This is a genomic window from Maritimibacter fusiformis (assembly GCF_008086115.1).
GTDB classification, from domain to species: Bacteria; Pseudomonadota; Alphaproteobacteria; order Rhodobacterales; family Rhodobacteraceae; genus Muriiphilus; species Muriiphilus fusiformis.
The window spans coordinates 1-11,529 of record NZ_VSIY01000003.1; the positions used below are offsets into that span (position 1 = coordinate 1).

Consider the following 11,529-nt stretch of genomic DNA (forward strand, 5'->3'; position numbering starts at 1 on the left):
TCTTGTGGTTCAGACCGGTCAGGGCCGCCGCGCGATCGGCCGTGATATCGAGCGCAAAAAGACGCAGAAGATCGCGGAACTTCCGCTCCGAAATTCTCCCCCGAAACAGATAGCGGTTTTTCTGAGCCATAAGAGCACCTTAACATGCTCTCAGGAACACTCAGCTGGAATAGACCCTTGGATCAAGATGAAGGCAGGTGCGGCGCGCTTGCGGCCGGGGCCGTTAACCTTGATGCGGGGTTAACGCGCCGCCCGGACAAACGCGATCAGTTGCGCGGTGGAGCCATCCTTGCCCGCGGCACTCGCGTCGCCCGCGACCACGGGTTCAAGCGCGCGGGCCAACTCCTTGCCCAGTTCCACGCCCCATTGATCGAAGGAATTGATGCCCAGCACCGCACCCTCGACGAACACCCGGTGCTCGTATAGCGCCAGGATCTGCCCCAGCACGAACGGCGTGAGCTTTGGGTAGGCCAGCATGGCCGAGGGCCGGTTGCCGGGAAACACCCGGTGGCGGGCCTGGCGGTCCAACTCGTCCCCGCTCAGCCCCTGCGCCGCCATCAGAGCGCGCGCCGCCTCGAGCGAGCGGCCTTTCATCAGGGCCTCGGCCTGGGCCAGGCAGTTGGCGATCAGCAGGCGGTGCTGGTGGGCAAGCGCGGGTTCGTGCCCCTCGGCGGCGATCATGAATTCGCAGGGCACCACGCCGGTGCCCTGGTGGATCAACTGGTAGAAGGCGTGCTGGCCGTTGGTGCCGGGCTCGCCCCAGACCACCGGGCCGGAGGGGATGTCGAGCGAATGCCCGTCCATCGCCACCGACTTGCCGTTCGACTCCATCTCGAGCTGTTGCAGATAGGCCGGCAGGCGCGCGAGGCGTTGGTCATAGGGCAGCACCGCCCGGGTCGGGTAGCCGCAGACCTGGTGGTGCCAGATGCCGGTCAGCGCCAGCATCAGGGGCATGTTGTCAGCCCCCACCGCGCGCTGGAAATGCAGGTCCATCGCATGGCCACCGGCGAGGAAATCGTTGAAATGCGCAGGCCCGATGGCGATCATCAGCCCCAGCCCGATCGGACCCCAGAGCGAATAGCGCCCGCCGACCCAATCCTCGAAACCAAACACGCGCTCGGGCGCGATGCCCCATTCGGCGGTCTTGTCGGCGGCGGTCGAGACCGCCGCGAGGTGCTCGCCGACAGCCTCCTCGCCCACCGCGCGCGCCAGCCAGTCGCGGGCGGTGGCGGCGTTGGTCACGGTCTCGATGGTGGTGAAGGTCTTGGAGGCCACGATCACCAGCGTCGCCGCCGGGTCGAGCCGGGCCAGCGTGTCGTGGATATGCGCCCCGTCGACGTTCGAGACATAGTGCAGCCGTGGCCCGTCGTGGTAGGGGGCCAGCGCCAGCGTCGCCATCGCCGGGCCGAGGTCCGAGCCGCCGATGCCGATATTGACCACGTCGGTAAAGCGCCCGCCGCCGGGGGCGCACAGGTCACCGCCGCGCAGGGCGTCGGCGAAATCCGCCATCCGCGACAGCGTGGCGTGGACGCCGGACAGCACGTCTTCGTCGTCGACCATCACGGGGTCAGGGCCGGGGTCGCGCAGCGCGGTGTGCAGCACCGCCCGCCCCTCGGTCTCGTTGATCTTGTGGCCCTTGAACATCGCGTCGCGCCGCGCCGCGACACCCGTCGCCTCGGCCAGCGCCAACAGGCCGGCGCGCGCCTCCTCGTCCATCGTGGTCTTGGAGTAGTCGAACAGCAGCCCGTCCGCGCGGATCGAGAAATCGCGCGCCCGGGACGGGTTGTCCAGGAGCGTCTCGATTCGCAGATCGCCCTGCCCCGAGCGGTGGCGTTTCAGCCCGTCCCAGTCCATGCCGCCTATTCTTTCGCCCAATGCACGGTGAGGTCACGCATCACCGCCGCCACCGGCGCGACATGCCCGTCGCCCGAGGCGCGGGCCTTTTCGAGCGCTTCGCGCTTGGCGTCGCCAATGATGACCAGGTGCTTGTTCATCGCGTCGTTGATCACCCGCGCGGTCAGCGTCACCCGCGCTTCTGGCACGCCCGGCGGATGCAGCGCCAGCAGGGGCGGCGCGTTGGGCGACAGCGCGGTATCGAGGTTCTCGGCACCCGGAAACAGGCTGGCGGTGTGCATGTCCTCGCCCATCCCCAGCAGCACCAGCGTCAGGGGCATCGCCGCGCGCACCTTGTCGGCGGCGACCGGCACGCATTCCTCGGGCGCGCCGGCATCGGACCAGAAGGGTATGAAATTGGCCTTGGCCGCCTTGTCGACCAGCAGGCGTTCGCGCAGCAGGCGCGCGTTCGAGCGCGGGTCGTCCTCGGGCACCCAGCGTTCGTCGGTCAGCATCACGTCCACCCGCTCCCAGTCGAGCGAGGTGGCCGACAGCGCGTCCATCACCGGCCCCGGCGTGGTGCCGCCCGGCAGCGCCAGCGAGGCGCGTTCGCTGTGCATCAGCTTGCGGTTGATCTCGCCCGCGACGATATGGGCGAGGTCCATCATCATCAGCTCGCTGTCGGCGTATTCGATCAGGTTCATGCGCGAAGTTCCTTCCATCGGCGGCCATCCCGGTGCAGCAGGATAAGCGCATCCTCCGGCCCGGTCGACCCGGCTTCGTAGCGGTGCGGCTTTTCCTCGCGTTCCGTCCATCCGGCGATGATCGGATCGGTCCAGGCCCAGGCGGCCTCGACCTCGTCGCCACGCATGAACAGGGTCTGGTTGCCCCGGATCACGTCCATGATCAGGCGTTCATAGGCGTCGGGCACGTCCGCGGCTTCTTCGCCCAGCGCCTCGGCAAAGGTCATGTCCAGCGGCACATCGACCAGCCGCATTCCGCCCGGCCCCGGCTCCTTGATGGTGACGGTCATGTCCATCCCCTCGTTGGGTTGCAGGCGGATGGTCAATTCGTTGGCGCTCTGCCCGGTGTCGTCCTCGAAGATCGAATGCGGCGGCTCCTTGAAGCGCACCACGATCTCGGAAACCCGCGCCTTCATCCGCTTGCCGGTGCGCAGGTAGAAGGGCGTGCCGTTCCAGCGCCAGTTGGCGATGTGCAGCTTCATCGCGATGAAGCTCTCGGTGCGGCTGTCGGGGTTTTCCGCGTCCTCGCGGTAGCCCGGCCCGTCCGGTCCCGGCTGATACTGGCCGCGCACGATGTCATGCGCCGGCACCGGCTCCAGTGCCCGGATCACCTTGAGCTTTTCGTCGCGCACCGCGTCGGGGTCGAATTTCGACGGCGGCTCCATCGCGGTCAGGCACAAAAGCTGCATCAGGTGGTTCTGCACCATATCGCGCATCGCGCCGGACTTGTCGTAGTAGCTGCCGCGCCCGCCGACACCCACGGTTTCGGCCACGGTGATCTGGACATGGTCGATGTATTGCGCGTTCCACAGGGGTTCGAACAGCATGTTGGCAAAGCGCACCGCCATCAGGTTCTGCACGGTTTCCTTGCCGAGGTAATGGTCGATCCGGTAGATCTGCGTCTCGTCGAAATGCAGCGCCAGCGTCTTGTTGAGCGCGCGGGCGGTGGCCAGGTCGTTGCCGAAGGGCTTTTCCACCACGATGCGCGCGCCCGGCCCGGCGATCTTGTGGCTGTGCAACCGCTCGGCCAGGTCGCCGAACAGGCTTGGCCCGACCGAGAAATAGAACGCCTGCACCCGGTCGGGGCGCATCCGCGCGGCCAGTTCGCGCCAGCCGCCTTCGCCCGTGGCGTTGATCGCGACATAGGAAACCAGGTTCAGAAAGGCATCCAGCCGGTCGGCATCGCATTTGCGCGCCGGGACGACCTCGTTGATCGCCGCGCGCACCATGCCGCGAAAATCCTCGTCCGACATCTCGGAGCGCGCCGCACCGACGATCTGCGCGGTTTCGGGCAACTGCCCGTCCCAGAATCGCAGGTAGAGGCCCGGCAGGATCTTGCGGCGGGCCAAATCGCCGGTTCCGCCGAAAATGACCAGGTCGAATGGGTCGACCGGGATGACGCGCGATACCATGTCGTTTCTCCGTTGCCGGGCGCGTTGCCGCCCGGATCTGCCTTCGTTAGCGCTAACGAGCACGTTTCGACCCCGCTGTTATCCTCTTCACCGGGCCGAGTCTAGCACCCCCGCCGCCCTTCACAACCGCGTCACGGATACGTTGAGCGGGTTTTCCGCGCGCCGCTCTTGCGGTAGCCCTGCTGGACCGGCAGACACAGGCGGAGCGACAGGTGGATCAACGAGTAACGAACGCGAACGCGGGCAAGTTCCGTGACCCGGCGGTCACCGCCGATGGTTCGCCGCGCGCCACCGTGGCGCTGACCAATCCGACAACCCTCTGGTTCAACACCGGCACGCTGTGCAACATCGCCTGCGTGGGCTGCTATATCGAAAGCTCGCCCACCAACGACCGGCTGGAATACATCACCGCCGCCGAGGTGCGCGACTATCTTCGCCAGGTCGAAACACTCGGCTGGCCCGTCACCGAAATCGGCTTCACCGGCGGTGAGCCGTTCATGAACCCGGAGTTCCCCGCGATGATGCGCGACGCGTTGTCGGCGGGCCATTCCGTGCTGGTTCTGACCAACGCGATGAAGCCGATGATGCGCCCGCGGGTGCAGGCGCTGACCGCGCAACTGATCAAGGGTTTCGGCGACAGGATCACTTTCCGGGTCTCGCTCGACCACTGGACCGAGGCCGAGCATGACGCGGTGCGCGGGCCGGGCGGGTTTGCCGAAACGCTCAAGGGAATGCGCTGGCTTCAGGCGCAGGGCGCACGGCTTGCCATCGCCGGGCGCGCGCGCTGGCATGACCCCGAGCCCGAAGCGCGCGCCGGCTATGCCTGCCTGATCGCCGCCGAGGGCTTTGCCATCGACGCCTTTGATCCCGCCGCCACCGTGATCTTTCCCGAGATGGACGAAACCGTCCCCGTCCCCGAAATCACCACAGCCTGTTGGGACATCCTCGACACCTCTCCCGACGCGGTGATGTGCGCCTCGTCGCGCATGGTGGTGAAACGCAGGGGCGCGGCGCCTTCGGTGGTGGCCTGCACGCTGCTGCCCTACGCACCCGAATTCGACCTTGGCGCGACACTGGCCGAGGCCGACCGCCCGGTCGCGCTGAACCACCCGCACTGCGCCCGCTTTTGCGTGTTGGGCGGCGCCTCGTGTTCAGGCTGAAAGCGCACGGCGCTGATTGCAGCGAAACTCACATGGACAAACCCCTGGCCGGGTCCACGATGCATCTCGGCCAATTCGCCGTCATGGGCATTGCGGCCTGCTGACATGCCCCTTGCCCAGCGCTGCGCGCCGTGGTCAACCCGGGGCCATGACTGAGACCTACGACTGCGTGATCATCGGCGCCGGGGCCGCCGGCCTGTTCTGCGCCGCCCGGGCCGGCGCCACCGGCAAGCGTGTGCTGCTGCTCGACCATGCCCGCGCGCCGGGCGAAAAGATCCGCATCTCCGGCGGCGGGCGCTGCAATTTCACCAATCTCGCTGTGACGGCGGCCAATTTCCTGTCGGAAAACCCGCATTTCGCGAAATCCGCGCTGGCTCGCTTCACCCCTGCCGATTTCCTCGATCTTGTGGCCCGCCACCGCATCGCCTGGCACGAAAAGACCCTGGGGCAGTTGTTCTGCGACGGCAAATCCACGCAGATCGTCGACATGTTGCTGGAGGAAATGCAGGCCGTGGGGGCCACGCTGCGCCTGCAAACCCCGGTCAGTACCGTCGCCCACGGCCCGGACGGTTTTCGCCTGACCACACCCACCGGGCAGATCGGAGCAAAGACTCTGGTGCTGGCCACCGGCGGCAAGTCGATCCCCAAGATGGGCGCGACCGGCTTTGCTTACGACATCGCCCGCCAGTTCGGCCACCGCGTCACCGAGACCCGCCCGGCGCTGGTGCCGCTGACCTTCGGCGACAGCTTCGCGCCGCTCGCCGGCGTCTCTACCCCCGTCATCGCCTCGAACGCCCGCGCCAGCTTTGCCGAAAGCCTGCTTTTCACCCATCGTGGCCTGTCCGGCCCGGCGATCCTGCAGCTTTCCTCCTACTGGCGCGAGGGCGAGGCGATCTCGATCGACCTGATCCCCGGCATCGCGCTGGCCGACAGCCTGCGCGCCCAGCGCCAGCGCGAAGGCAAGCGCGCCATCACCACCCATCTCGCCCACCACCTGCCAACCCGGCTGGTCGAGGCGCTGACCCCGGAGCTTGGCCTGACCGGCAACCTCGCCGACCACAGCGACAAGCGGCTGATGCAGATTGAGACCGCCCTGAAAAACCGGACCCTCACGCCAACCGGCTCGGAAGGCTACCGCACCGCCGAGGTCACGCTGGGCGGCGTCGCGACCGAGGGGTTGGATTCGCAAAGCATGATGTCGAAAACCGTCCCCGGGCTGTTCATCATCGGCGAGGCGGTGGATGTCACCGGCTGGCTCGGCGGCTACAATTTCCAATGGGCCTGGGCCTCGGCCGACGCCGCCGGACGCGCCATTGCCGCGATGTGAACCCGTCACCGCTGGCGCCGGGGCGAGCGGGCGGCTAAGGATGGGCGGGCACAGACCCGGAGGCCCACGGCGATGAGAATCGCAAGTTTCAACATCAACGGCATCAAGGCACGCCTGCCCGCCGTCACCGAATGGCTGAACGAAACCCGCCCGGACGTTGCCATCCTGCAAGAGATCAAGACCGTCGACGAAGGCTTCCCGCGCGAGCCTTTCGAGGACATGGGCTACAACGTCGCGACCCACGGCCAGAAATCCTTCAACGGCGTGGCGCTTTTGTCGAAATACCCGCTCGAGGATGTGACCCGCGACCTGCCTGGCGCCGAGGGCGCCGGGCGCGAGGGCGCGGACGACACCGAGGCGCGCTATATCGAGGCCACCGTGGTCGGCGATGCGGCGGTGCGCATCTGCGGCCTTTACCTGCCCAACGGCAACCCCGCGCCGGGGCCGAAATACGACTACAAACTCAAATGGATGGCCCGGCTCGAGGCCCGCGCCCGCGACCTCCTGGCCAGCGAACAGCCCTTCCTGATGGCCGGCGATTTCAACGTCATCCCCCAGGCCGAGGATGCCGCCCGCCCCGAAGCCTGGCGCGACGACGCCCTGTTCCTGCCCCAGACCCGCGCCGCGTTTCGCCGCCTCACGAACCTCGGCCTGACCGACGCCCTGCGCGCCCGCACCGGGGCACCCGGCCTCTACACCTACTGGGATTTCCAGCGCGGCGCCTGGCAGCGCGACGACGGCATCCGCATCGACCACCTCCTGTTGTCGCCGCAATGCGCCGACCTCATGACCGACTGCCAGATCGACAAGGACATAAGGGCGCGCGAAAAACCCTCGGACCACACCCCGATCTGGATTGAGCTTGCAGCATAAGGCCCTGACATGACACGAAAGATCATCATCGACACCGACCCCGGCCAGGACGACGCCGTGGCCATCCTGCTGGCGCTGGCCAGCCCCGAGATCGAGGTTCTGGGCATCACCGCCGTGGCCGGCAACGTGCCGCTGGCGCTGACGGCCAAGAACGCCCGCATCGTCTGCGAGGTCGCGGGGCGCACCGATGCCCTGGTCTTTGCCGGCTGCGACGCGCCGATGACGCGCCCGCTGGTCACCGCCGAGCATGTCCACGGCAAGACCGGGCTGGACGGCCCCGACCTGTGGGAACCCGAGATGCCGCTTCAAGCCGCCCACGGCGTCGATTTCATCGTCAAAACCCTGCGCACCGAGCCCTCCGGCAGCGTCACGCTCTGCGCCCTCGGCCCGCTCACCAACCTGGGCACGGCCCTGACCCGCGCCCCCGATATCGCGGGCCGGATTGCCGAGATCGTGTTGATGGGCGGCGCCTATTTCGAGGTCGGAAACATCACCCCGGCGGCCGAGTTCAACATCTACGACGACCCGGAAGCCGCTGATATCGTGCTGCATTCCGGCGCAAAGATTACCATGATGCCGCTCGATGTCACGCACAAGGCCCTGGTCACCCGCCCGCGTCTTGCGGCCTTCGGCGGCCTTGGAACCCGCACCGGGCGCTTCACTGCCGAGATGCTCGACTTCTTCGAACGCTTCGACATCGAGAAATACGGCTCCGAGGGTGGCCCGCTGCACGACCCGACCACCGTGGCCTGGCTCCTGCGCCCCGACCTCTTTTCCGGCCGCTTCGTCAATGTCGAGATCGAAACCGGCTCGGACCTCACCCGCGGCATGACGGTCGCCGACTGGTGGGGCGTGACCGACCGCGCGCCGAATGCGACGTTTATAGGCGACATCGACGCCGACGGGTTCTTCGATTTGCTGACCGAACGGCTGGCCCGCCTGCCCTGAAACCCCGCGTCTGGACAAATCCCCGGCGCATCCCCATGTCCCCGACATGCGCGCGACATTCGACAATTCCTATACCCGCCTCCCGGCCCGGCTCTATTCCCCGCAGCCGCCCGTTCCGGTCGCGGCCCCGGACCTCATCACCGTCAACGCCCCGCTCGCCCGCGAGCTTGGCATCGACCCCGACAGCATCACCGCCGAGGACCTGTCGGGCAACGTGATCCCCAAGGGCGCCGAGCCGATCGCCCAGCTCTATGCCGGCCACCAGTTCGGCAACTGGGTGCCGCAGTTGGGCGATGGGCGCGCGGTGCTTCTGGGCGAGGTGATCGACATCCACGGCAACCGCCGCGACATCCAGCTCAAGGGCGCCGGGCGCACCGCCTATTCTCGCGGCGGCGACGGGCGGGCCTGGCTGGGGCCGGTCTTGCGCGAATACGTTGTGTCCGAGGCGATGCACGCCTTGGGCATCCCCACCACCCGCGCACTGGCGGCGCTCACCACCGGCGAGACCGTGTATCGCGAGACATCCCTGCCCGGCGCCATTCTCGCGCGGGTCGCGGCCAGCCATATCCGCGTCGGCACCTTCCAGGCACTGGCCTCGCGCGGCGATACCGAGGGATTGCGGGCGCTGACCGATCACGCCCTTGCCCGCCACGCGCCGGACGCCGAGGGCGCGCTTGGCCTGCTCGCTCACACCGTTACCGCACAAGCCAGGCTGATCGCCGACTGGATGAGTGTGGGCTTCATCCACGGCGTGATGAACACCGACAACATGACGATTTCGGGCGAAACCATCGACTACGGCCCCTGCGCCTTCATGGATGCCTATCACGGCGCCACGGTGTTCAGTTCGATCGACCGGATGGGGCGCTATGCCTTCCAGAACCAGCCCGACATCGCGCTGTGGAACCTGGCGCAACTGGCCTCGGCGCTGGTGCCGCTGATCGACCCCGACCAGGAGGCCGCCGTGACCGCCGCGACCGAGGTGCTCGACCGCTTCGCGCCGGCCTTCCGGGCGGCCTGGCTGGCCCGGTTCGCGGCCAAGATCGGCATCGCCGCGCCGCGCGCCGAGGATGAAGACCTGATCGTGCGCCTGCTCAAGGCCATGTCCGCCTCGGGCGCCGATTTCACCAACACCTTCCGCGCGCTGGCCGAGGGCGACGCCTCGGCCCATGTCACCGAGGGCTGGGCCGACTGGGCCGCCGACTGGCAGGCGCGGCTGGCGCAGGAACCTGGCGATCCGGCCACCACCATGCGCGCCGCCAACCCCGCCGTGATCCCCCGCAACCACCGGATCGAGCAGATGATCGAGGCCGCCGTGACCGGCGATTACGCACCGTTCCACGCGCTGAACGCGGTGCTGGCGCGGCCCTTCGACGACACCCCGGACAGTGCGGCCTTCGCCGCCCCGCCGAAGCCCGAGGAAGAGGTGCAGCAGACCTTTTGCGGCACCTGAGCGTTGCAAACGGCCCGGCGCGGCGATCAAATCCGCGTTGGCGCGACAACAGGGGCCTTCCCTCGGCGGCCCATCCTCCCCATATTGGGGGTGAGCAGTAGGACACGCATGAAACTTGCAAGCTACAACATCCGCAAGGCCGTCGGGCTTGACCGCCGGCGCGATCCGGGCCGCGTGATCGACGTGGTCAACGGGATCGAGGCGGATGTGGTGGTGCTGCAGGAGGCCGACCGGCGGCTCGGCATGCGCCCGACCGCGCTGCCCTTCCACCTGATCGCCGAACACACCGATTTCACCTTTGCGATGCTGGCGACCAACCGGGTCTCGCTGGGCTGGCATGGCAATGCCATCCTGGTGCGCAAGGGCATCGAAGTGAGCGAGGTGACGCGGATCGACCTGCCGGGGCTTGAGCCACGCGGCGCGGTTTCAGCGGTGATCGGGGGGCGGCTGCGGGTGGTCGGCGTGCACCTCGGGCTGATGCGCCGCCACCGCCACGGGCAGCTTCGCCAGATCCGCCGCGCGCTGGATCATTGCAGCCTGCCGACCGCGGTGCTGGGCGACTTCAACGAATGGTCGCCCCATGCCGGGCTTGAGGAATTCCAGGACGACTACGTGATGCACGCGCCCGGCCATTCCTTCCACGCCGCGCGCCCGGTGGCCGCGCTGGACCGGATCGGACTGACCCATGACATCGGCTTTCAGGGCGCCGGCGTGGTCGAGACGCAACTGAGCCGCGTCGCCTCGGATCACCTGCCGGTCTGGGCCGACATCGACCTGCCCCCGGCCCCGGCAGAGTTGACCTGCAAGCCTGACGAGCGGCTGTCACAGCACGCCTCGCCCCGCGCCCTCAGCGCCGCGCTGGCCGGTTGATCAACACGATCCCGACCGCCACCAGCGCCAGCTTCACCACCAGCGATGCGGTCAGCGGCTCATCCAGGAACAGCCAGCCGGCGGCGACCCCGATCACCGGTGACAGGAAGGAAAACGAGGCCACCGGCGCGGCCTTGTAGCGGTTGAGCAGCCAGAACCACACCAGGAACCCGACCGCGACCACCACCACCATCTGGTAGCCGACCCAGAACAGATGCACCGGCTCGAAGTCACGCACCCAGGGGCCGAAAAACACCGACGCGCCCAGCAGGAGCGGGGTCGAGATCAGCACCTGCCAGAAGATCTGCATGTTCGACGACACCACGCGCAATGGCGACATCCGCGCCACCAGCACCAGCATCATCCAGGCCAGCGCCGCCCCCAGCGCGAACAGATCGCCCAGAAGGCTGGCCTCGCCCGCCACGCCGCCGCGGTCGACGATCGCCCAGACAACGCCGGCAAACGCCAGCGCCAGCCCCAGCGCCTTGGCCGCAGTCAGCCGCTCGCCCGGCAGCAGGAAATGCGCCGCCCCCGCCAGCCAGACCGGCATCGAATAGAAGATCACCGAGGTGCGGATCACCGTCGTCATGTCGAGCGCGAGAAACAGAAGCAGGAATTCCAGCCCGAACAGCGACCCGATCAACAGCCCGGCGCGGATCGTGCCGGGCCTGAAATCCAGCCGCTGGCCGCGCATCAGCATCCAGCCCAGCACCAGCAGCGTCCCGCCCGCCGAGCGCAGCCCGGCCGCAAAGACCGGCTGCAGGCCGTCGTTCACCAGCTTGATGATCGCCTGGTTGGTGCCCATCACCGTGGCCGCCAGCACCAGGAGCACGACGCCAAAGCCGTCGAGATTCCGTTTTTCTTCCATGATCGCGAGAGGATGGGCCCGGCCCGGCGAAGTCAACCCGTT

General features: G+C 67.8%; 10 protein-coding genes and 1 pseudogene. 6 read left to right on the plus strand and 5 right to left on the minus strand.

Going from position 1 to position 11,529, the window contains the following annotated elements; genetic code table 11:
* The 4 genes and pseudogenes from FVF75_RS17685 to zwf form a co-directional block, all read right to left on the minus strand.
* Positions 1 to 130, minus strand: a pseudogene (locus FVF75_RS17685) (IS1595 family transposase); the annotation flags it as partial.
* 110 nt (positions 131 to 240) lie between these two features.
* The gene (gene pgi / locus FVF75_RS00740) at positions 241 to 1,854 is read right to left on the minus strand and encodes a glucose-6-phosphate isomerase (RefSeq protein ID WP_148375834.1); all 1,614 of its coding nucleotides are present in this window, start codon (positions 1,852 to 1,854) and stop codon (positions 241 to 243) included.
* 5 nt (positions 1,855 to 1,859) lie between these two features.
* Entirely contained in the window at positions 1,860 to 2,537 is a 678-nt protein-coding gene (gene pgl, locus FVF75_RS00745) for a 6-phosphogluconolactonase (protein ID WP_148375835.1), read from the minus strand.
* Positions 2,534 to 3,988 carry a glucose-6-phosphate dehydrogenase gene (gene zwf / locus FVF75_RS00750; RefSeq protein WP_148375836.1) on the minus strand — a complete coding sequence of 485 codons (1,455 nt, stop codon included), beginning with the start codon at positions 3,986 to 3,988 and terminating at the stop codon, positions 2,534 to 2,536. Before zwf ends, pgl begins: the two co-directional genes overlap by 4 nt.
* A 212-nt stretch (positions 3,989 to 4,200) precedes the next feature.
* On the opposite strand from zwf, the gene FVF75_RS00755 reads away from it, so the two are divergent.
* From FVF75_RS00755 to FVF75_RS00780, 6 genes are all read left to right on the plus strand, one after another.
* Complete coding sequence (locus tag FVF75_RS00755) at positions 4,201 to 5,148, plus strand: radical SAM protein (RefSeq protein ID WP_148375837.1); 948 nt, start codon at positions 4,201 to 4,203, stop codon at positions 5,146 to 5,148.
* 148 nt (positions 5,149 to 5,296) lie between these two features.
* Positions 5,297 to 6,475, plus strand: coding sequence for a BaiN/RdsA family NAD(P)/FAD-dependent oxidoreductase (locus FVF75_RS00760; protein ID WP_148375838.1), 1,179 nt, complete (start codon positions 5,297 to 5,299; stop codon positions 6,473 to 6,475).
* A gap of 72 nt (positions 6,476 to 6,547) precedes the next feature.
* Positions 6,548 to 7,348, plus strand: coding sequence for an exodeoxyribonuclease III (xth, locus tag FVF75_RS00765; protein WP_148375839.1), 801 nt, complete (start codon positions 6,548 to 6,550; stop codon positions 7,346 to 7,348).
* 9 nt (positions 7,349 to 7,357) lie between these two features.
* Complete coding sequence (locus FVF75_RS00770; RefSeq protein ID WP_148375840.1) at positions 7,358 to 8,296, plus strand: nucleoside hydrolase; 939 nt, start codon at positions 7,358 to 7,360, stop codon at positions 8,294 to 8,296.
* 46 nt (positions 8,297 to 8,342) lie between these two features.
* A complete protein-coding gene (locus FVF75_RS00775; protein ID WP_148375841.1) occupies positions 8,343 to 9,749 on the plus strand; it encodes a protein adenylyltransferase SelO in 1,407 nt (468 codons plus the stop codon).
* A 108-nt stretch (positions 9,750 to 9,857) separates the two neighbouring features.
* Positions 9,858 to 10,619, plus strand: coding sequence for an endonuclease/exonuclease/phosphatase family protein (locus FVF75_RS00780; RefSeq protein WP_148375842.1), 762 nt, complete (start codon positions 9,858 to 9,860; stop codon positions 10,617 to 10,619).
* Here FVF75_RS00780 and FVF75_RS00785 read toward each other — a convergent pair.
* On the minus strand, positions 10,597 to 11,487 hold the full coding sequence (locus tag FVF75_RS00785) for a DMT family transporter (protein WP_148375843.1): 891 nt from the start codon (positions 11,485 to 11,487) through the stop codon (positions 10,597 to 10,599). The genes FVF75_RS00780 and FVF75_RS00785 overlap by 23 nt on opposite strands.
* Between the last annotated feature and the right edge of the window lie 42 nt (positions 11,488 to 11,529).

Coding starts and splice junctions, on each gene's coding strand:
- pgi (WP_148375834.1), bottom strand. CDS start 1,854: ATGGACTGGGACGGGCTGAAACGCCACCGCTCGGGGCAGGGCGATCTG.
- pgl (WP_148375835.1), bottom strand. CDS start 2,537: ATGAACCTGATCGAATACGCCGACAGCGAGCTGATGATGATGGACCTC.
- zwf (WP_148375836.1), bottom strand. CDS start 3,988: ATGGTATCGCGCGTCATCCCGGTCGACCCATTCGACCTGGTCATTTTC.
- FVF75_RS00760 (WP_148375838.1), top strand. CDS start 5,297: ATGACTGAGACCTACGACTGCGTGATCATCGGCGCCGGGGCCGCCGGC.
- xth (WP_148375839.1), top strand. CDS start 6,548: ATGAGAATCGCAAGTTTCAACATCAACGGCATCAAGGCACGCCTGCCC.
- FVF75_RS00770 (WP_148375840.1), top strand. CDS start 7,358: ATGACACGAAAGATCATCATCGACACCGACCCCGGCCAGGACGACGCC.
- FVF75_RS00775 (WP_148375841.1), top strand. CDS start 8,343: ATGCGCGCGACATTCGACAATTCCTATACCCGCCTCCCGGCCCGGCTC.
- FVF75_RS00780 (WP_148375842.1), top strand. CDS start 9,858: ATGAAACTTGCAAGCTACAACATCCGCAAGGCCGTCGGGCTTGACCGC.
- FVF75_RS00785 (WP_148375843.1), bottom strand. CDS start 11,487: ATGGAAGAAAAACGGAATCTCGACGGCTTTGGCGTCGTGCTCCTGGTG.